Origin of the sequence: Jiangella anatolica (assembly GCF_003236295.1) — a bacterium.
Taxonomy (GTDB): Bacteria; Actinomycetota; Actinomycetes; order Jiangellales; family Jiangellaceae; genus Jiangella; species Jiangella anatolica.
This window is the reverse complement of the sequence record NZ_POTW01000010.1, coordinates 1-18,470: the sequence shown is the minus strand read 5'-3', so window position 1 is coordinate 18,470 and position 18,470 is coordinate 1. Positions and strand designations below refer to the sequence as shown.

Below are 18,470 nucleotides of genomic sequence, written 5' to 3'. Positions count from 1 at the left end.
ATCCGATGCTATGCTCAGGACGTCAGGACGCCTGCGACACCGACGACATGTTGAAGTCGGGGACGCGCAGCGCCGGCATCGCCGTGCGGGGGAAGTAGTCGCCCCACTCGCGGCTGAACGTCGGCGCCGTCGCGCCCGCGGCGGTGAAGCGGTCCAGCAGCGCGATCGGGCTCTCGTTGAACCGGTAGTTGTTCACCGCGCCGGTGACCTCGCCGTTCTCGACCAGGTAGACGCCGTCGCGAGTGAGGCCGGTGAGCAGCAGCGTCTGCGGGTCGACGGCGCGGATGTACCAGAGGCAGGTGAGCAGCAGGCCGCGCTCGACGCCGGCGGTGAGGTCCTCGACGCTCCCGGTGGCGCCGTCGACGGTGAGGCCGAGGTTGTCGACGGCGGGGGTGACGGGCAGGCCGGTCAGCCCGGCGGAGTGCCGGGTCTGCAGCAACGCCGTCAGCGTGCCGTCCTCGACCCAGGACGTCCGCCCGACCGGCAGGCCGTTGTCGAACACGCTGGACTCCGCCGACGACGCGTGCGCGTACACCGCCGGCGCGCACTCCAGCCCGGGCGCGGCCGGGTCGGACCACAGCGTGACGGGGTGGCGCGACAACCGCTCGCCGACCCGCGTCGCGCCGCCGGGCGCGGAGTACACCGACCGGCCGTCGGCGGCGTCGCGGGCGCTCATCGTCCAGTAGGCGTAGATCATCAGGTCGGCGACGGCGGTCGGCGGCAGCACGGTGTCGTACCGGTCGGCCGGCAGCTCGATCGTGCGCTGCGCCCAGCCCAGCCGCTTGGTCAGCTCCGCGTCGAGCGCCGTGACGTCGACGTCGGTGAGGTCGCGGGAGGACTGGCCGACCCACGCCGAGCGGGTCTTGTCGGCGGACTTGCCGGTGATGCCGATGTGCCCGGTCGGCTGCTCGTGCCGGACCCGGAGCCCGGTCGACGAGCCGAGATACGTCGTGCGGACGCCGTGCTCGAGGTAGCCGTAGAGCAGCCGCCGCTCGTCGTCGGCGCGGTTGAACGCGTCGCCGAGGGCGGGCGCGATGTGGCCGAACACCTCGGGCGACGTCTCGCCGGGTACGTCGTTCCAACCGGCCCCGGCGTCCCCGGGCACCAGCGGCTGGGCGTCCTCGGCCGGGCCGTTGTCGCGGGCCGCCTGCTCGGCGGCGCGGACCAGCGGCTCCAGCCCTTCCGGCGTGACGGCGCTGCGGGCGACCACGCCGGACGCGGTGCCGCTGCCGCCGTCGACCGTCGCGATCACCGTCACCGACCGGTCGCGGGTGACGCCGTTGGTCGTCAGCGCGTTGGTGGCCCAGCGCAGGTTCGCCGTCGAGGTCTCGTCGACCAGCACGATCGTGCCGCTCGCCTTCGACAGCTCGAGGCAGCGCTCGACGATCTCCTGGGGCGTCACTGGCCACCCTCCTCGGCGGTGTTGAGCACGCGGATGTCGCGGAACAGGGCGGACGGCGCGCCGTGTGAGACCGGCGCGATCTGTCCCGGCTGGGCCTTGCCGCAGTTGAACGCGCCGCCCAGCACGTACGTCTGCGGGCCGCCGACCGCGGCCATCGAGCCCCAGAAGTCCGTCGTCGTGGCCTGGTACGCGACGTCGCGCAGCTGGCCGTCCAGCTCGCCGCCGCGGATGCGGTAGAACCGCTGGCCGGTGAACTGGAAGTTGTAGCGCTGCATGTCGATCGACCACGACTTGTCGCCGACGATGTAGATGCCGTCGTCGACCTGCGCGATCAGCTCGTCGGTGGACGGACCGCCGTCGGCCGGCTGCAGCGAGACGTTGGCCATGCGCTGCACCGGCACGTGGCCGGGGGAGTCGGCGAACGCGCAGCCGTTGGAGCGGCTGGTGCCGAGCGCGCTGGCGTTGGCGGCGGCCATCGCGCGGTCGAGTTGATAGCCGACGAGCGTGCCGCCGTTGACGATGTCCCACCGCTGCGACGCCACGCCCTCGTCGTCGTAGCCGATGGTGGACAGGCCGTGCGGCGTGGTGCGGTCGCCGGTGACGTGCATGATCGGCGAGCCGTAGCGCAGCGTCCACAGCTGGTCGAGGGTGGCGAACGAGGTGCCGGCGTAGTTGGCCTCGTAGCCGAGCGCGCGGTCCAACTCGGTGGCGTGGCCGATGGACTCGTGGATCGTCAGCCACAGGTTCGTCGGGTCGATGACGAGGTCGTAGCGGCCGGCCCGCACGCTCGGCGCGGCGAACTTCTCCGCCAGCAGCGGCCCCAGCTCGTCCAGCGCGGCGCCCCAGTCGACGACGCCGTCGGCGCCGGTGGCGTACTCCCAGCCGCGCCCGGCCGGCGCGGCGAGCGTCCGCATGGTCTCGAACCGGCCGGTCTCGGGGTCGACCTTGACCGCCTCGAAGACCGGGTGGAGGCGGACCCGCTGCTGCGTGGTGACGGTGCCGTGCGTGTCGGCGTAGAACTTGTTCTCCTGCACCTGCTGCAGCTGCGCGGTGACGTGGTCGACGTCCGCCTGGGCGAGGACCCGGACGGAGTGGCCGACCATCCGGTCGATCTTCTCCGTGTCGGGTACGTCGAACGGGTTCACCTCGTAGGCCGACACCCACGTGACGTCGGGGTGCACCGGCTCGTCGGCCAGCTCGGTGCGGGCCGGGCTGAGGCGGCGCGAGACCTTCGCCAGGTCGACCGCCTTCTCGGCCGTCTTCGCGGCGTCGTCGGTGGTGAGGTCGACGGTGGCGGCGAACCCCCAGGTGCCCTCGTGCAGGACCCGCACCGCGAACCCCACGTCCTCGCCGTCGCGGCTGCCCTCGAGCTTGCCGTCGCGGAAGGAGAGGTCCTGGGAGCGGATGCGCTCGAGCCGGAAGTCGGCGTGCTCCACGCCGAGCTCACGGGCCCGCTGCAACGCGGCGTCGGCCAGCGAGCGCATCGGGAGGGCGATGAACGTCGGATCGATCTCATGCGGCACCCTGCCGAGCCTAGACCAGCCCTCCGGCGGCGAGCACGGGCATTACCGCAGTAGTGCTGGTCGCGATCATCCGAGCGGGTGGCGCCACCTGAGGTGCGGGTAACGAGCGAAGCCTCGATCGGTCGTGATCCATTCGGAGCCGGACTCGATGGCGAGCGCAGCCAAGTAGGCATCGGGGACCGCATTGCCGGCGGCCGCGGTCTCGTCGAGAAGGCCGGTAAAGATGGCCCAGTGTCGGGTGCCGGGCTGGATCGTCACAGCGTTGGCGGCAGAACGAACGGCCTGCGCGAACGCCACGGCCGCGGGCGTCGGCGAAGGAGGGTCGAAGATCTTCGGATGCGTCACGACTCGAAGAAAGCCGGAGAGCACGAGCTCGCTGACCCCGTAGGGCTCGACCGACGACAGTGTTTCCTGAAGCCAGGATCGGTACTCATCGTGCCTCGGTGACGTCGGCTCGAAGGCGTACACGAGCACATTGACATCACAGAGGATCACCCGAGGTCGTCCATCAGGTCCCGGGTGGCGGCGTTGTCATCCAGCGAGACGCCGCGGCGGAGCCGCCCGCTGCCGATAGGGAGATCGACGGTGGACGCCTTCGGAGGCCTGCCTTCGCGATCGAGAACCGCGCGCAGCGCGTCCTCCATCAGCGAGGTCAGGCTCCGGCCTCGCCTGGCTGCCAGCGCCTTGGCTCGCGCGACCAGATCGTCGTCCAGATTGAGGGTCGTCCGCATGAGCCCAGTCTATCGGGTGAGGCAGATTTCTGCCTTGCTGCGATGAGGCGTGCAGGGACGACGCCGACGAGCACGCGTCGGACGCCGGTCGGGGTGGCGCGCGCGGGCGTGGGAGAATTCGAGTCATGCTCAGATGGCTGACAGCGGGGGAGTCGCACGGGCCGGCCCTGGTCGCGATCCTCGAAGGTCTCCCGGCCGGCGTCGAGATCACGACGGCCGACATCGGCGCGGCGCTGGCGCGGCGGCGGCTCGGCTACGGCCGCGGCGCCCGGATGAAGTTCGAGGCCGACGAGGTCACGTTGGCCGGCGGGGTGCGGCACGGCCGGACGCTGGGCAGCCCGATCGCCATCGAGGTGGGCAACACCGAGTGGCCGAAGTGGGAGCAGGTCATGGCCGCCGACCCGGTCGACCCGGCCGAGCTGGAGGGCAGCGCCCGCAACGCGCCGCTGACCCGGCCGCGGCCCGGCCACGCCGACCTCGCGGGCATGCAGAAGTACGGCTTCGACGAGGCCCGGCCGGTGCTCGAGCGGGCCAGCGCCCGCGAGACCGCCGCCCGGGTGGCGCTCGGCGCGGTCGCGTCCGCGTTCCTGCGGCAGGCGTACGGCGTCCGCCTGGTCAGCCACACGGTCGAGCTGGGGACGGTCGCGGTGCCGGCCGGCTCGCCGCTGCCCGGCCCCGACGACGTGCAGCGACTCGATGACGACCCGCTGCGCTGCTTCGACGCCGACACCAGCAAGCTGATGGTGGCCGAGGTCGACGCGGCGCGGGAGGACGGCGACACGCTCGGCGGCGTCGTCGAGGTGGTCGTCACGGGATTGCCGCCGGGCGTCGGCAGCTACGTGCACGGCGACCGCCGGCTCGACGCGCGGCTCGCGGGCGCCCTGATGGGCATCCAGGCGATCAAGGGCGTCGAGGTCGGCGACGGCTTCGAGCTGGCCCGCACCCGCGGGTCCAGGGCGCAGGACGAGATCGTCCCGGCCGACGGCGGCGGGGTACGGCGGACGTCGGGCCGCTCCGGTGGCATCGAGGGCGGCATGACGACCGGCGAGACGCTGCGGGTCCGGGCCGCGATGAAGCCGATCTCGACGGTGCCCCGGGCGCTGCGCACCATCGACACCGCCACCGGCGAGGTCGCCAAGGCACACCACCAGCGCTCCGACGTGTGCGCGGTCCCGGCCGCCGGCGTCGTCGCCGAGGCGATGGTCGCGCTGGTCGTGGCCCAGGCCGCGCTGGAGAAGTTCGGCGGCGACTCGGTCGCCGAGACCGCCCGCAACCTCGCGACCTACCTCCAGAGCATCCCGGACACGCTGGCGGTGCGCTGATGGCGCCGCGCGTCGTCATCGTCGGCCCGCCCGGCGCGGGCAAGACCACCGTCGGCACATTGGTCGCCCAGCGCCTGGGCACCGAGTTCCGTGACACCGACGTCGACATCGAGCGCACGGCCGGCAAGCCGATCACCGACATCTTCGTCGAGGACGGCGAGCCGGCGTTCCGCGCGCTGGAACGGGACGCCGTCGCGCAGGCGCTGAACGAGCACGACGGCGTCCTGGCGGTCGGCGGCGGGGCGGTCGTCGCGGCCGAGAACCGCGCGCTGCTCGCCGGTCACCTGGTCGTCTTCCTCGACGTCGGCCTGGCCGACGCTGTCGCGCGGGTCGGTCTCAACCGCGACCGCCCGCTGCTGCTGGAGAGCCCGCGGGCGCAGCTCAAGCGACTGCTCGACGAGCGCCGCCCGGTGTACCTGGAGGCCGCCACGGTCACCGTCGACACCGGCGGGCGCAGCCCCGAGGAGATCGCGGACGAGGTCGTGAAGCATGTCGCCTGACGCTCCGACGCGCGTGGGTGTCGGCGGCGAGCACCCGTACGACGTCGTCATCGGCACCGGCCTGCTGGGCGAGCTGCCCGGCCTGCTCGGCGACGGCGTCCAGCGCATCGCCGTCATCCACCCGGGCGCGCTGCGGACCACCGCCGACGCCGTCCGCGACGACCTGGTGGCGCAGGGGTTCGAGGCGCACGCCGTCGAGGTGCCCGACGCCGAGGAGGCGAAGACCGCCGAGGTCGCGGCGTACTGCTGGTCGGTGCTCGGCCGCATCGGCATGACCCGCTCCGACGCCGTCGTCGGCATCGGCGGGGGAGCGACGACCGATCTCGCCGGCTTCGTCGCGGCGTCGTGGCTGCGCGGTGTGAAGTGGGTGCCGATCCCGACGACGGTGCTCGGCATGGTCGACGCCGCGGTGGGCGGGAAGACCGGCATCAACACCGCCGAGGGCAAGAACCTCGTCGGCGCGTTCCACCCGCCGGCCGGCGTGCTCTGCGACCTCGCCGCCTTGGAGTCGCTGCCGGTCAACGAGTACGTCGCGGGGCTCGCCGAGGTGGTGAAGGCCGGCTTCATCGCCGATCCGTCGATCCTCGACATCATCGAGGCCGACCCGGCCGGCGCGGCCAGGCCCGACGGTCCCTACGTGCGCGACCTCGTGGTGCGGTCGGTGCGGGTGAAGGCCGACGTCGTGGGCGCGGACCTGCGCGAGTCCGGGCTGCGCGAGATCCTCAACTACGGGCACACGCTCGGCCACGCCATCGAGAAGCTGGAGCGGTACAAGTGGCGCCACGGCGCCGCGATCTCCGTCGGCATGGTGTTCGCCGCGGAGCTGGGCAGGCTGGCCGGCCGCCTCGACGACGACACCGCCGACCGGCACCGCCGCGTCCTCGAGACGCTCGGCCTGCCGACGAGCTACGACGGGCAGGCCTGGCCGCGGTTGCTGGACACCATGCGCATCGACAAGAAGAGCCGCGGCGACCGGCTGCGCTTCGTCGTGCTCGACGCGCTGGGCAAGCCCGGCATCCTGGAGGCGCCCGACCCGCAGCTACTGACCGCCGCGTTCACCGAGGTGGCCCGCTAGCCGAACCGCCAGCGGGTGGGGTTGTAGTCGCCCTCGCCCGACCCGTAGCCGAACGCCTTCGCGGGCGTCAGCGCGTAGACGTCGTACGGGCCCGGCCCGGCCGTCGGCGCGCCCTCGGCGTGGAAGGCGCCGTCGCGGATCTCGACCGGCCAGTCGTACTGGTCGAGGTAGCGGGCGGCGGTCGCCTGCAGCACCGGCTCGTCGCGCACCGGCGCGGCCCGGCCCTCCACGGCGAGGTCGATGCCGCCGGCGTTGACGGCGACGACGCAGCGCGGGTCGGCGGCCAGGTTCTGCCCGGCGACGCTGCCCGGCCAGGCGACGAAGTGGAAGCCGCCGTCGACGACGACACCCAGGATCGGGATGACGTGCGGCCGGCCGTCGGGCCGCACCGTCGTCAGCCAGTACGTGTCGGCCGCGGCCAGCGCCGCCACGGCGTCGGCCCACGGTGTGGTGGCGTCGTCGCCGACCATCGACGTGGTCTCCGGTTCTGCGTTCATGCCGCCCATCGTGCCACCCGCCACCGACAGCGCCGGGGCCCTCACCGGACCGCTAGGGTCGTCGGGTGGAGTACATCGACATCGGCGGGTCCGGCTTGCGCGGCTCGGTCATCACACTCGGCTGCATGCGCCTCGACCAGCTGGCCGAGAACGAGGTCGCCGAGCTGATCGGCGCCGCCGCCGACACCGGCATCACGATGTTCGACCACGCCGACATCTACGGCGGCGGCCGCTGCGAGGAGAAGTTCGGCGCCGCGCTCGCGGCCACGTCGGTGCGGCGCGAGGACATCGTCGTGCAGACCAAGTGCGGCATCCGCGACGGCTTCTTCGACTTCTCCGCCGACCACATCCGCACGTCGGTCGAGGGGTCGCTGCGCCGGCTGCGCACCGACTACGTCGACCTGCTGCTCCTGCACCGGCCGGACACGCTCATGGAGCCGGACGAGGTCGCCGCGGCCTTCGACGACCTGGTGACGGCGGGCAAGGTGCGCCACGTCGGCGTCAGCAACCAGAACCCGGCCCAGCTGGAGCTGCTGCGGGCGCACGTGCGCCAGCCGCTGGTCGCGAACCAGCTGCAGTTCGGCCTCGCGCACACCTTGCTGGTCGACTCCGGCCTCAACGTCAACACCGGCTTCGCCGGCGGCGTGGTCCGCGACGGCGGCGCGCTGGAGTACTGCCGGCGCCACGGCATCACGATCCAGCCGTGGTCGGTGCTGCAGCACGGGCACATCGCCGGGACGTTCCTCGGCCACCCTGACTTCCAGCAGCTCAACGACGCGCTGGGAGACATCGCGGCGGAGGTGGATGCGACGCCGGCAGCCGTCGCGATCGCCTGGATCCTGCGCCACCCGGCCCGCATGCAGCCGGTCATCGGCACCACCAAGCCGGCCCGCGTCGCCGAGATCGCCCGTGCCGCGGAGATCGAGCTGTCCCGTGAGACCTGGTACGCGCTCTACCGGGCGGCCGGCAACGAGCTGCCGTGACGCGGCCCGATAAGGTCGAGGCCGTGACGACGCGCGTACTGGTGCTCAACGGTCCCAACCTCGGCCGGCTGGGGTCGCGGGAACCCGACGTCTACGGCAGCACGACGTTCGCCGGCCTGGTGGAGCGGTGCCGCAAGACCGCCGCTGAGCTGGGGCTGGACGCCGACGTGCGGCAGACCGACGACGAGGCCGAGCTGGTGCACTGGCTGCACGACGCCGCCGACGCCGGCACGCCGGTGGTGCTCAACCCGGCCGCGTTCACGCACTACTCCTACGCGCTGCGCGACGCGTGCTCCCAGCTGCGCGCGCCGCTGATCGAGGTGCACATCTCCAACCCGGCCACGCGGGAGGAGTTCCGGCACACCAGCGTCGTCGCCGGCGTCGCGACCGGGACGATCGCCGGCTTCGGGCTCGGCTCCTACGATCTCGCGCTGCGCGCCGTCGCCGACCTGCTCTGACGTCACATCCGGTCGACGATCTCCTTGGCCCGCTTGAGGTCCAGCTCCGGTGCGTGCTCCAGCATGAGCTTGATGGCCTGGATCTTCTTGCCGCGCGCCACCAGCGCCTGAACCTGCGCCATCACCTCGTCGGTCGGGTCGGCGGGCGGTGCGGGCGACTCGACGGCCAGGACGACGGCCGAGGTCGACAGGCGGTCGACGGTGATCGTGGCCTCCCTGAGGCCGAGACCGGTGTGCTCGCGCAGCTCCTTGATCGCCTGGAGCTTCTTCCCCTCGGCGACGAGCTGCTGGAGGCGCGCCATCACCTCCGGCGAGACCGACGCCCGGGGCGACGCCGCCGGTGCGGCCGCGGCCGCGTCCCCTCCCGCGGCGAGCCGGTCGGCGTACGCCTTGGCCTCGGCCAGGCCGAGACCGGTCTGCTGCCGGATGAGCTTGACGGCCGGGATGAGCTTGCCCTCGATGAGGAGGGCGCCGACCGCGGCGTCGAGCTCGGCCCGGTCCAGGACGGGCTTGTCCCCGCCCGGCGACGACGGCCCGGTGACCGCGTCGGCCCGGGCGCGCACCAGCACGATCCCGAAGCCGATCACAATCGCGGCGCCGAACGCGATGACGGCGATCAGCCAGAGGTCCACGCGACGACGGTACCGGTCAGACGGCGACGAAGCCCAGATCGGCGGCCGCGGCGCGCTGCGCGGGGTCGTGCGAGGCGAACCCGACCCGTTCGCCGGAGCGGGCCAGCGGCCGGGCGGCGAGGTCGGCGATGGCCAGGTGCAGCGCGTCGAACGCGCGGATGCCGAAGCGGCGCACCAGCACCCGGGCGGTGTTCTCGGTGTCCAGGGTGTCGGCCCGGATCAGCGCGATCGGCCCGGTCGGCGAGACCTCTTCGTACAGCTTGGCCAGCAGCGTGTCGACGTCGCCCAGGCGGCGGGTGCGGGCGGCCCGGACCAGCGCCGACGACGCCTCCAGCAGCGCCAGCGTGGACGTGACCAGCAGCGCCCGGCCTTCGATCAGCCCGCGGGCGACGGCGTGCCGCGGCTCGTCGGCGAGGTAGGAGCGCACCAGCACCGAGGAGTCGACGTAGGTGAGGACGCTCATCGGCCGTCGGCCCACAACTCGTCCACGACCGGGCCGACGCCCTCGGTGGCCTTGAGCGCGCGGACGAACTGGGCCGGTGGGACCGACGGCGCCGGGTTCTCGACCAGCAGCCCGAGGTCGCGGGCCTTCTCGCGCAGCTCCAGTCGGCGCACGTCGATGTCGTCGTCGGACGGGGGAGGCGGCGGTGCGGCGGCGGAGAGCACCTTGTTGGCCAGCGCGTTGATGGAGACGCCCTCGCGCTGCGCCCGCGCGGTCAGCCGCCGGTGGAGATCGTCGGGGATCCGCAGCAGCAACTGGCGCATGCCCGGATGCTATCACCGGGAGGGGTGGTGATATCAAGGGTCCGTCAGAGGGCGTCGAGGAACCGCCGGGCGTCGCGGGTGTTCATGCCGGTGCGGTCCTTGAGCAGCTGGATCGCGGCCGTGCGGCGCAGCCGGTCCTGGCTGACCAGCCGGCGCAGCGTCGCCAGCAGCTCGGCGTCGATGGCGCCGCGGCGACGTTGCGGCGTCGCCGGCGCGGCCGTGCTGAGCGGCTCGGGCTCCGGGAACACCTGCCCGACCTGGACCGCGTAGACGATGGCGGTAGCCTGCGGTTGGGGCAGATGTGCCCGCTTCTGCAGGACCTTCACCGCCTGGTCGGTATTGCCGCGGGAGGCGATGTCGCGGACCTCGTCCTGCAACTCGCGGGCGAGTCGCACGCCCGGGGGCGGTGTCAAGGACGAAGAGAAGGTGCGCGCGGTGGTTGTCTCGGGCCCACGCCGAATGACGAGAAAGCTCATGACGAGGGCCAGAATGACGATGACGACCAGGCCTAGGATGAGCATGATCATGAGCGTAGCCGAGCAGTGATCAACTGCGAAGCACCCGTCTCATTTATTGAAATGCGACTGCATCAGTGCAGGTCATGACCATAGAGAGGATGTAAGGCGATGGCGGAGACGCACGCGAAGCGACGCGCGGAGCTGGCGAAGAAGCTGGTTGATGACAAGATTGACGCGGCGCTAGTCACAAGCCTGGTCAACGTCCGTTATCTCACCGGCCTGGACAGCAGTAACGCGGCTTTGCTCCTCACCGCGGACGGGACGGCCGTACTGGCGACGGATAGCCGATATTCTACGGCCGCGAAGGCCGTGGCAGAAGATGTCGAGCTCATGGTGGAACGGGGTGTCGCGACGTCCCTCGCCGCGCGCGTGGCCAAGGCCGCGGGGAGTCTACGGCTCGGCGTCGAGGAGCACGCGCTGACCCTGGAGCTGTGGGAGTCGGTGCGGTCCACGCTGGACGACGAGCCGGCCACCGTGGAGACCGTCCACCTCGGCCGCGCGGTCGAGCGGCTGCGCGCCGTCAAGGACGAGGACGAGATCGCCCTGCTCGCGCAGGCGTGCGCGATCTCCTGCCGGGCGCTGGAGGACCTCTACGCCGCGGGCGGGTTCGCCGGCCGGACGGAGAAGGAGATCGCCCGCGACCTGGAGTGGCGGATGTTCGGCCAGGGCGCGGACGGCCTCGCCTTCGAGACGATCGTCGCGACCGGCCCGAACAGCGCGATCCCGCACCACAGCCCGGCCGAGCGGGTGGTGGAGCGCGGCGACCTGCTGAAGATCGACTTCGGCGCGATGTACCGCGGCTACCACGCCGACTGCACCCGCACGTCCGTCGTCGGCGCGCCGCCGCAGGACTGGCAGCGCGAGATCTACGACCTGGTCGCCACCGCCCAGCGGGCCGGCAGCGAGGTCGTCGCCGTCGGCGCCGAGTGCATGGCAGTCGACCGCGCCAGCCGCGCGATCATCGACGACGCCGGGTACAAGGAGAACTTCGGGCACGGCACCGGGCACGGCGTGGGCCTGGAAGTACACGAGGCGCCGACGCTCGGATACTCTGCGACGGGTACACTGGCCGATCGCATGGCTGTGACCGTCGAGCCCGGGATCTACCTGCCCGGCCGCGGCGGTGTCCGGATCGAGGACACGCTGGCGGTTCGGGCCTCCGGCGGTTCCGAGCTGCTCACACCCACCACCAAGGACCTGCTGGTCCTGGACGCCTGACGCGGCCGGGGCCGGGAACCAGACGACGAGAAGGCATCGAACGACGTGGCGACGACCAACGACCTCAAGAACGGCATCGTGCTCAACCTCGACGGGCAACTGTGGAGCGTGGTGGAGTTCCAGCACGTCAAGCCCGGCAAGGGCGGCGCGTTCGTGCGGACGAAGCTGAAGAACGTCCTGTCCGGCAAGGTGGTCGACAAGACGTTCAACGCCGGCGTCAAGGTCGAGACCGCCAATGTCGACCGCCGTGAGATGACCTACCTCTACCGCGACGCCGACGACTTCGTGTTCATGGACACCCAGTCCTACGAGCAGACGCACGTCTCGGCCGCGGTCGTCGGCGACGCCGCGAACTTCATGCTGGAGAACCAGGACGCCACCGTCGGCCTGCACGACGGCACCCCGCTGTTCGTCGAGCTCCCGGCGTCGGTCGTGCTCACCATCGAGTACACCGAGCCGGGGCTGCAGGGCGACCGGTCGACCGGCGGCAACAAGCCGGCCCGGCTGGAGACCGGCTTCGAGGTGCAGGTGCCGCTGTTCATCACCAGCGGCGAGAAGATCAAGGTCGACACCCGCGACGGTTCGTACCTCGGCCGCGCCGGCTGACGGGCGCCGGAGATGCCAGCACGGAGCCGTGCCCGCAAGCGCGCGCTCGACATCCTGTACGAGTCGGAGCTGCGTGGCCTCACCCTCGGCGCGACGCTGTCGCACCGGCTGGCGACGGCTGAGCAGCCGCTGAACGAGTACACCGTCCAGCTGGTCGAGGGCGTCATCGCACACCGCGACCGCATCGACGAGCTGATCTCGACCTACTCCGAGGGCTGGACGCTGGAGCGGATGCCGGCGGTCGACCGCAACGTGCTGCGCATCGGCGTCTACGAGGTCCTCTACCGCGACGACGTGCCCGACCCGGTGGCGCTGGACGAGGCCGTCACGCTGGCCCGCGACCTCTCGACGGATCAGTCCCCGACGTTCGTCAATGGCCTGCTCGGCAAGCTGGTCGCGATCAAGCCCAGCCTGAGCGCGTAGCCGCGGGCGTCACGAGTCGTCCGGACGGCGGCGCAGCCGCTTGGTCTGGCCGGTCCGGCGCTTCTGCTCCACCCGGCGTGCCCGGGCCGCCCGCGACGGCTTGGTGGGACGACGCGGCGGCGGGGGCGGGCGCAGCGCGTCGTCGAGCAACGCGGCCAGCCGATCCTGGGCCGCCTCGCGGTTGCGCAGCTGGGAGCGGTGCTCCGACGCGACCACCGTCAGCACCCCGTCGACCAGCCGGTGCCGCAGCCGCTCGGTCAGCCGGGCCCGCTGCGCCGGGCTCAGCACCCGCGACCCGGCGATGGAGAACGACAGCTCGACCCGCGAGTCGGTGGTGTTGACGCCCTGGCCGCCCGGACCGCTGGAGCGGGAGAACCGCCAGGACAACTCGTCGTCGGGGAGGACGAGCGTCTCTCGGACTCGGACCGGCGCCACCTGCCCATTCTCCCGTCCGAGCCGTAGACTCGCCAGCATGCGGCCGGCCACGGGCACGGCCGGCCGCCACCTCGGGGGGAGATGAGCGCGTGGCTCCCAACGGGCGGCCGGACCAGCGGCGACCGATCCTGGTGGTCATCGAGCACGAGCACCGCACGACCGGCGAGGATCGCATCGCCGACCAGCTGCGCCGGCGCTACGGAGGCGACTACGACGTCGTCGACGAGCGGACCGGCGCGGCCGGGCTCGCGACGCTGGAGTCGCTGCACGACCGCGACCTGCAGGTCGCGCTCGTCCTCTGTGACCGTCCGCCCGAGCACGTCGCCGCCGCCGACGCCGTCTTCGAGCAGGTCAAGGGCCTGTACCCGGAGGCCAAGCGCGCGCTCGTCGTCGACTGGGGCGCATGGGCCGACCGCGAGACCGCCGACGCCATCCACCGGCTGATCGCGCTCGGCAAGATCGACTACTACGCGCTGCGGCCCTGGCGCTCGCCGGACGAGTACTTCCACCGCACCGTGACCGAGTTCCTGCTCGAGTGGGAGCGGTCGGTGTCGGCGGCCCCGCGCGAGGTGACGGTCGTCGCGGAGGGCTGGTCGCCGCGCGCCCACGAACTGCGCAGCCTGCTGGTCCGCAACGGCGTGCAGCACCAGTTCCACGCCGCGGACACCGAGGAGGGCCGGAGGACGCTCGCGGCGGCCGGTCTCGAGGGCACGACGGCGCCGGTCGTCCTGACGCTCGACGGGCGGGTGCTGGTCGACCCCACGAACACGCAGCTCGCCGACGCCTACGGGGTGGACACCTCGTTGGGCGCCGAGACCGACTTCGACGTCATCGTCGTCGGCGCCGGGCCGGCCGGGCTCGCGGCCGCCGTCTACGCGTCGTCGGAGGGGCTGCACACGCTCGTGGTCGAGCGCGAGTCCATCGGCGGCCAGGCCGGCTCCAGCTCGCTGATCCGCAACTACCTCGGCTTCGCCCGCGGCATCAGCGGCGCCGACCTGGCCCAGCGGGCCTACCAGCAGGCCTGGGTGTTCGGCACGACGTTCCTGCTCATGCGCGAGCTGGTCGACCTGAGGTCCGCCGACGGGTGGCACGTGCTGACGGCGGCCGACGGGCAGCAGGCCCGGGCCCGCGCCGTCGTCCTGGCCACGGGTGTGAGCTACCGGCGCATCGACGTGCCGTCGCTGGAGGCGTTCGAGGGCGCCGGCGTCTTCTACGGCGCGTCGGTGTCCGAGGCACGGGCGCTGGCGGGCGAGCCGGTGTTCGTCGTCGGCGGCGGCAACTCGGCCGGGCAGGCCGCCATCCACCTGGCCAGGTACGCGAGCGAGGTCACGCTGCTGGTCCGCGGCGCCTCGCTGGCCGACAGCATGTCGCAGTACCTCATCGACGCCATCGACGCGGCCGGCATCCGGGTGCGGCTGCGCACGGAGGTCGTCGAGGGCGGCGGCTCCGGCCGGCTGGCCTGGGTGGAGCTGCGCGACCGCGACACGGGGGAGAGCTGGACCGAGCCCGCGACCGGGCTGTTCCTGCTCATCGGCGCCGAGCCGCACACCGCCTGGCTGCCGGAACGGATCGAGCGCGACCAGTGGGGCTACCTGTTCACCGGCCCCGACGTCATGGAGAGCCACGCCGCCCGGCGCTGGCCGCTGGAACGCCAGCCGCTCATGCTCGAGACCTGCGTGCCGGGCGTGTTCGCCGTCGGCGACGTCCGCCGCCGCTCGGTCAAGCGAGTGGCGTCCGCCGTCGGCGAGGGCTCGGTCGTCATCCAGCAGGTGCACCAGTGGCTCGCCGCCTCGGCGGCCGCCGCATCCGCCGCCGGCCCGAACCGGCCATGACGCAGGCGCCCCGCGACCCGCCGGCCCGCGTCGTCGCCCCGCGGCTCGGGATGACGGCGTTGCTGCTCGCCCTGCCGGTCGCCGGCCTGGTCGTGCTGTTGGCCGTGCCGGACTGGGACGTCAGGTGGCAGCACCATCCGGCGCACTTCTGGCTGGTGCTCGGGGCGGCGGCGCTGAGCATGGCGCTCGCGTACGCGACGGGGACGGCCGCGCGCCGGCGCAACGACGCGCGGGTCTTCCTGGTCTCGCTGGCGTTCCTGGCGGCGGCCGGGTTCCTCGGTCTGCACGCGCTGGCGACGCCGGGCGTGCTGCTCGAGGGGTCCAACGCCGGGTTCGCGCTGGCCACGCCCGTGGGGCTGCTGGTAGCGGCGGTGTTCGCGGCCGCGTCGTCGACCGACCTGGCCGGCGGCAGGGCGCAGTCGGTCATGCGCCGGTCCGGGACGATCCGCGGCGTCCTCATCGCGGTCATGGTGCTGTGGGGCGTGGCCTCGGTCACCGGGCTGGCGCCGCTGGACGACCCCGCGCCGCCGGAGCGGGCGTCCGGGCCGCTGGTCTGGCTCGCCGTGGTCGCGCTGCTGCTGTACCTGTTCGCCGTCGTCCAGTACCTGCGCCTGCCCAGCCATCCCGGCTCGGTGACGCTGCTGATGGCCATGGCCGCAGCGTTCGTGCTGCTGGCCGAGGCGTCGGTCGCGGTGGCGCTCGGGCGCAACTGGCACGCGAGCTGGTGGGAGTGGCACCTGCTGATGCTCGCCGCGTTCGCGCTGGTCGCCGTCAGCGCACACCGGCAGTGGTACGAGGAGCGCTTCGCCGGCCTCTACCTCGGCGACACCGCCAAGGGGATGCGTGAGCTCAGCGTGCTCTTCGCCGACCTGCAGGGGTTCACCTCGTTCTCCGAGCGCACCCGCCCGCAGGACGTCAGCGAGATGCTCAACGAGTACTTCACCGTCGCCATCCCGCCCGTCGTGACGCAGTACGGCGGCACCGTCGACCGTCTCGTCGGCGACGCGATCATGGTCACCTTCAACCGCGACGGCGACCAGCCCGACCACGCGCGGCGGGCGGCCGCGGCGGCGCTGGCGATCCAGGAGGCGACGGCGACGGTGGCGGCCCGCAACCCCGGCTGGCCCCGGTTCCGGGTCGGCGTCAACACCGGCGAGGTCGCCGTCGGCATCCTCGGGACCGCCGGCGGCCGCACCTTCACCGTCATCGGCGACACCGTCAACCTCGCGGCCCGGCTCGAGAGCGCGGCCCCCGTCGGCGGCGTGCTCATCGGCGCCGAGACCGCCCGGCAGCTGCCCGGCGCCCGAACCGAGCGGGTCGAGGGCCTGGAGGTCAAGGGCAAGACCGGCGTCGTCGAGGCGTACCGGCTGCTGGGGCTTTGACGTCGGCGGTTAGGCTCGGGTCGTGCGCCGAGATGCCCTGCCCTTCTATCGCGTCATGGCCTACACCACCGGCGTGGTGCTGCTGGTGCTGTGTATGGCGATGTTCGTCCGCTACGGCCCGCCCGGCGACGCGACGATGAGCCGCACGGTCTCGCCGATCCACGGCTGGCTGTACGTGATCTACCTGATCGCCACCGGGCTGCTGGTGCAGCAGCGCGGCTGGAAGGCCAGCTGGGCGATCCTCATCGCGCTGGCCGGCACGGTGCCGTTCGCGTCGTTCTTCGCCGAGCGGTTCGTCGTCAGGAAGGCGCGTGAGACGCAGCGGGTGCGCTGACGTCGTCGGGCGACGGCTCGGCGCCGCGGCGGCGGGTGCGGATGCCGTTGCGGACGATGCTGGCCCAGAAGACCACCGCGGCCAGCGCGAACACCCACCACTGCGCCCAGTAGGAGAGGTTCTGCCACGGGCTGACGTCGCGGATCGGGTCGACGGCGTCGACGTCGAGGACGACGGGCGCGGCGCCCGGCGCCGGGGCCTCGTCGCGTAGCAGCAGGTAGCCGTGCAGCGCCGTGGACTCGGAGACGCCGGCACGCTGGGCCAGCTGGTCCGGCGCGATGTAGGCCATCCGGCCGTCCTCGAGTTCCTGCCCGGTGCGGACGGTCGCGTGGTCGGGCGTCTCCGGGGCCAGCAGGTATCCGGTGACGGTGACCTCGCCGGCCGGTACCGCGACACCGGCGTCGTCGACGTCGTCGACCCAGCCGCGCAGCACCGGCACCACCATGCCGTCGTCGGTCAGCAGGGGAGTGACGACGAACGAGCCGAGCGTGCCGTCGTGCACCCGGCTGGGGACGATCTGCTGCTGCTCGGGCAGGTACTCGCCGGTCGCGACGGCCTGCCGGTCCGCGCCGTCGCCCAGTTCGGCGCCGGGCGAGGCCAGCTCGGTGACGGCGACCGGCTCGCGGTCGCGCAGCTCGTGCCGTCCGCTGCTGTCCTGGTAGACGTCGGCCTGCCACCAGCCGAGCAGCAGGCAGCCGGCCACCGCCGCCACCGCGACCGCGTGCAGCAGCAGCCAGCGCGGGGTGAGCAGGAACCGGTACACACCCACACGGTAGCCGTCGGCTGGGCGGCCCGGTGCGTGCGGGGGAGCCGGGCTGGGCAAGATCAGACATTTATGTCCGGATGGGCCAATGAACGCGGTCACCGGTTGGGTAGGCTTCGAACAGTCTCGTTCGGGGGACGGGCTACCTGCACCCTGGTGCCGATCACGATGGAGAGAAGATCGAGATGAGCCGACCGCACCCGCTGAGCGCGATGAAGGAGTGGGAGTGGTCGCAGGCCTGGGAGCAGCAGCAGGAGATCGTCGATCGGCTGCACGCGAAACGCGGGTCGTGGTTGCCCAACGTCGTCGAGAAGCGCCCTTGGGGCGCCGTCCGGTGGACGTCGGGCCGCCCCTCCCATGCGGCGACGTCGGGTCAGGCGGTCCCCGAGACCTTCGCGGTGCTGCGCCCCGGCCTCAACGACCAGCCGCTGCGTGACCGCGTCGCCGAGACGCTGACCCAGCCGGCCCCGATGTTCCAGGTGGTCGGCGTCGGCCTCCGCCGCCACCAGCTCATCCCGGCCGTCGCCGGTGCGGCGGCGAGCGCGGTGCTGCTGATCGTGCTGGCCCTGCTGCTCGGTCTCGGCGTCATCGGCGCGATCCTCGGCCTCCTCATCGGCCTCGTCGGTGGCGGGATCGGTGGCGCGGCCCTCGGCCAGTACCTGTTCGACCGCGAGCGCGACGCCGTCCTCAAGGAGGGCGAGCGCGTCCGCGTCGTCACCGGCCGCTACGCCCCCACCTCCTGGTCCCGCCTCGTCGACGCCACGACCGGCCTGGAGACCGCTGCCACCGCTGCTGCTGACGACCAGACGGCGAGCGCGGTGCAGACGGCGCTCTGGGAGGCGGCCGGGCTGCTGCTGCGGTCCTCGGACCACACCGGGGTCGAGGTGCTGGCAGACGGCATGGAGCGGCTCGCGCAGGCGCATCGCGGCATCAGCGGACGCTGAGCCGTTCGCCGGGGTGTCGGACCGTTCGCCGATTTGGGACAGTGGCTGGGCCCCCTGCTGTTTCGATTGTCGGGGGCGCGGTGACGCGCCTCAAGTCCAAGCGCGGTGGGGTGCTGGGGGATTGTGG

23 protein-coding genes are annotated in these 18,470 nt (G+C 72.6%); 12 read left to right on the top strand and 11 right to left on the bottom strand.

Going from position 1 to position 18,470, the window contains the following annotated elements:
* Nucleotides 1-22 precede the first annotated feature (22 nt).
* The 4 genes from C1I92_RS05880 to C1I92_RS05865 form a co-directional block, all read right to left on the bottom strand.
* Complete coding sequence (locus C1I92_RS05880; RefSeq protein WP_111253737.1) at nucleotides 23-1,402, bottom strand: metallopeptidase TldD-related protein; 1,380 nt, start codon at nucleotides 1,400-1,402, stop codon at nucleotides 23-25.
* A complete protein-coding gene (locus C1I92_RS05875; RefSeq protein WP_233506863.1) occupies nucleotides 1,399-2,925 on the bottom strand; it encodes a TldD/PmbA family protein in 1,527 nt (508 codons plus the stop codon). Before C1I92_RS05875 ends, C1I92_RS05880 begins: the two co-directional genes overlap by 4 nt.
* A 66-nt stretch (nucleotides 2,926-2,991) precedes the next feature.
* Nucleotides 2,992-3,420 carry a type II toxin-antitoxin system VapC family toxin gene (locus C1I92_RS05870; protein WP_111253736.1) on the bottom strand — a complete coding sequence of 143 codons (429 nt, stop codon included), beginning with the start codon at nucleotides 3,418-3,420 and terminating at the stop codon, nucleotides 2,992-2,994.
* Entirely contained in the window at nucleotides 3,417-3,656 is a 240-nt protein-coding gene (locus C1I92_RS05865) for a DUF6364 family protein (protein WP_111253735.1), read from the bottom strand. Before C1I92_RS05865 ends, C1I92_RS05870 begins: the two co-directional genes overlap by 4 nt.
* 125 nt (nucleotides 3,657-3,781) lie before the next feature.
* Between C1I92_RS05865 and aroC the strand changes: the two genes are divergently transcribed.
* From aroC to aroB, 3 genes are read left to right on the top strand one after another with little or no spacing between them, the layout of a single operon-like run.
* Nucleotides 3,782-4,978: a chorismate synthase gene (aroC, locus tag C1I92_RS05860; RefSeq protein ID WP_111253734.1), complete on the top strand. Its 1,197-nt coding sequence runs from the start codon at nucleotides 3,782-3,784 to the stop codon at nucleotides 4,976-4,978.
* Entirely contained in the window at nucleotides 4,978-5,478 is a 501-nt protein-coding gene (locus tag C1I92_RS05855; RefSeq protein WP_111253733.1) for a shikimate kinase, read from the top strand. Before aroC ends, C1I92_RS05855 begins: the two co-directional genes overlap by 1 nt.
* Complete coding sequence (aroB, locus tag C1I92_RS05850) at nucleotides 5,468-6,553, top strand: 3-dehydroquinate synthase (RefSeq protein WP_111253732.1); 1,086 nt, start codon at nucleotides 5,468-5,470, stop codon at nucleotides 6,551-6,553. Before C1I92_RS05855 ends, aroB begins: the two co-directional genes overlap by 11 nt.
* Here the strand turns inward: aroB and C1I92_RS05845 are convergent.
* A complete protein-coding gene (locus C1I92_RS05845) occupies nucleotides 6,550-7,050 on the bottom strand; it encodes a pyridoxamine 5'-phosphate oxidase family protein (RefSeq protein WP_199520989.1) in 501 nt (166 codons plus the stop codon). The genes aroB and C1I92_RS05845 overlap by 4 nt on opposite strands.
* A gap of 65 nt (nucleotides 7,051-7,115) precedes the next feature.
* On the opposite strand from C1I92_RS05845, the gene C1I92_RS05840 reads away from it, so the two are divergent.
* Both C1I92_RS05840 and aroQ read left to right on the top strand, forming a co-directional pair.
* Nucleotides 7,116-8,033 (top strand): aldo/keto reductase, encoded by a 918-nt coding sequence (locus C1I92_RS05840; protein ID WP_111253731.1) that lies wholly within the window; start codon nucleotides 7,116-7,118, stop codon nucleotides 8,031-8,033.
* A gap of 23 nt (nucleotides 8,034-8,056) precedes the next feature.
* Nucleotides 8,057-8,491 (top strand): type II 3-dehydroquinate dehydratase, encoded by a 435-nt coding sequence (gene aroQ, locus C1I92_RS05835; protein WP_111253823.1) that lies wholly within the window; start codon nucleotides 8,057-8,059, stop codon nucleotides 8,489-8,491.
* Between the two features lie 2 nt (nucleotides 8,492-8,493).
* Here the strand turns inward: aroQ and C1I92_RS33655 are convergent, their stop codons facing one another.
* Genes C1I92_RS33655 through C1I92_RS05815 form a run of 4 tightly spaced genes read right to left on the bottom strand, consistent with a single transcriptional unit; the run spans nucleotide 8,494 to nucleotide 10,283 of the window.
* Nucleotides 8,494-9,123 carry a hypothetical protein gene (locus C1I92_RS33655; protein ID WP_158564018.1) on the bottom strand — a complete coding sequence of 210 codons (630 nt, stop codon included), beginning with the start codon at nucleotides 9,121-9,123 and terminating at the stop codon, nucleotides 8,494-8,496.
* A 16-nt stretch (nucleotides 9,124-9,139) separates the two neighbouring features.
* Nucleotides 9,140-9,586, bottom strand: coding sequence for a type II toxin-antitoxin system VapC family toxin (locus C1I92_RS05825; RefSeq protein ID WP_146605033.1), 447 nt, complete (start codon nucleotides 9,584-9,586; stop codon nucleotides 9,140-9,142).
* Complete coding sequence (locus C1I92_RS05820; protein WP_111253729.1) at nucleotides 9,583-9,888, bottom strand: toxin-antitoxin system HicB family antitoxin; 306 nt, start codon at nucleotides 9,886-9,888, stop codon at nucleotides 9,583-9,585. Before C1I92_RS05820 ends, C1I92_RS05825 begins: the two co-directional genes overlap by 4 nt.
* A gap of 44 nt (nucleotides 9,889-9,932) precedes the next feature.
* Entirely contained in the window at nucleotides 9,933-10,283 is a 351-nt protein-coding gene (locus C1I92_RS05815; RefSeq protein WP_111253728.1) for a hypothetical protein, read from the bottom strand.
* 231 nt (nucleotides 10,284-10,514) lie between these two features.
* On the opposite strand from C1I92_RS05815, the gene C1I92_RS05810 reads away from it, so the two are divergent.
* The 3 genes from C1I92_RS05810 to nusB are packed head-to-tail and all read left to right on the top strand — an operon-like array spanning nucleotide 10,515 to nucleotide 12,653.
* Nucleotides 10,515-11,624, top strand: coding sequence for a M24 family metallopeptidase (locus C1I92_RS05810; RefSeq protein ID WP_111253727.1), 1,110 nt, complete (start codon nucleotides 10,515-10,517; stop codon nucleotides 11,622-11,624).
* Between the two features lie 45 nt (nucleotides 11,625-11,669).
* The gene (efp, locus tag C1I92_RS05805; protein WP_111253726.1) at nucleotides 11,670-12,230 is read left to right on the top strand and encodes an elongation factor P; all 561 of its coding nucleotides are present in this window, start codon (nucleotides 11,670-11,672) and stop codon (nucleotides 12,228-12,230) included.
* A gap of 12 nt (nucleotides 12,231-12,242) precedes the next feature.
* Complete coding sequence (gene nusB, locus C1I92_RS05800) at nucleotides 12,243-12,653, top strand: transcription antitermination factor NusB (protein WP_111253725.1); 411 nt, start codon at nucleotides 12,243-12,245, stop codon at nucleotides 12,651-12,653.
* A gap of 9 nt (nucleotides 12,654-12,662) precedes the next feature.
* On the opposite strand, the gene arfB is transcribed toward nusB, so the two are convergent.
* Nucleotides 12,663-13,127: an alternative ribosome rescue aminoacyl-tRNA hydrolase ArfB gene (arfB, locus tag C1I92_RS05795; RefSeq protein ID WP_111253821.1), complete on the bottom strand. Its 465-nt coding sequence runs from the start codon at nucleotides 13,125-13,127 to the stop codon at nucleotides 12,663-12,665.
* Between the two features lie 50 nt (nucleotides 13,128-13,177).
* On the opposite strand from arfB, the gene C1I92_RS05790 reads away from it, so the two are divergent.
* The 3 genes from C1I92_RS05790 to C1I92_RS05780 are packed head-to-tail and all read left to right on the top strand — an operon-like array spanning nucleotide 13,178 to nucleotide 16,636.
* Entirely contained in the window at nucleotides 13,178-14,920 is a 1,743-nt protein-coding gene (locus C1I92_RS05790; protein ID WP_111253724.1) for an NAD(P)/FAD-dependent oxidoreductase, read from the top strand.
* Nucleotides 14,866-16,302: an adenylate/guanylate cyclase domain-containing protein gene (locus tag C1I92_RS05785; RefSeq protein ID WP_111253723.1), complete on the top strand. Its 1,437-nt coding sequence runs from the start codon at nucleotides 14,866-14,868 to the stop codon at nucleotides 16,300-16,302. Before C1I92_RS05790 ends, C1I92_RS05785 begins: the two co-directional genes overlap by 55 nt.
* Nucleotides 16,303-16,324: 22 nt before the next feature.
* Entirely contained in the window at nucleotides 16,325-16,636 is a 312-nt protein-coding gene (locus C1I92_RS05780) for a DUF3817 domain-containing protein (RefSeq protein WP_199520988.1), read from the top strand.
* Here C1I92_RS05780 and C1I92_RS05775 read toward each other — a convergent pair.
* Nucleotides 16,602-17,399, bottom strand: a complete 798-nt coding sequence (locus tag C1I92_RS05775) for an SURF1 family protein (RefSeq protein ID WP_158564016.1) — start codon at nucleotides 17,397-17,399, stop codon at nucleotides 16,602-16,604. The genes C1I92_RS05780 and C1I92_RS05775 overlap by 35 nt on opposite strands.
* A gap of 185 nt (nucleotides 17,400-17,584) precedes the next feature.
* Here C1I92_RS05775 and C1I92_RS05770 point away from each other — a divergent pair, with 185 nt between their 5' ends.
* On the top strand, nucleotides 17,585-18,343 hold the full coding sequence (locus C1I92_RS05770; RefSeq protein WP_111253720.1) for a hypothetical protein: 759 nt from the start codon (nucleotides 17,585-17,587) through the stop codon (nucleotides 18,341-18,343).
* Nucleotides 18,344-18,470: the final 127 nt, after the last annotated feature.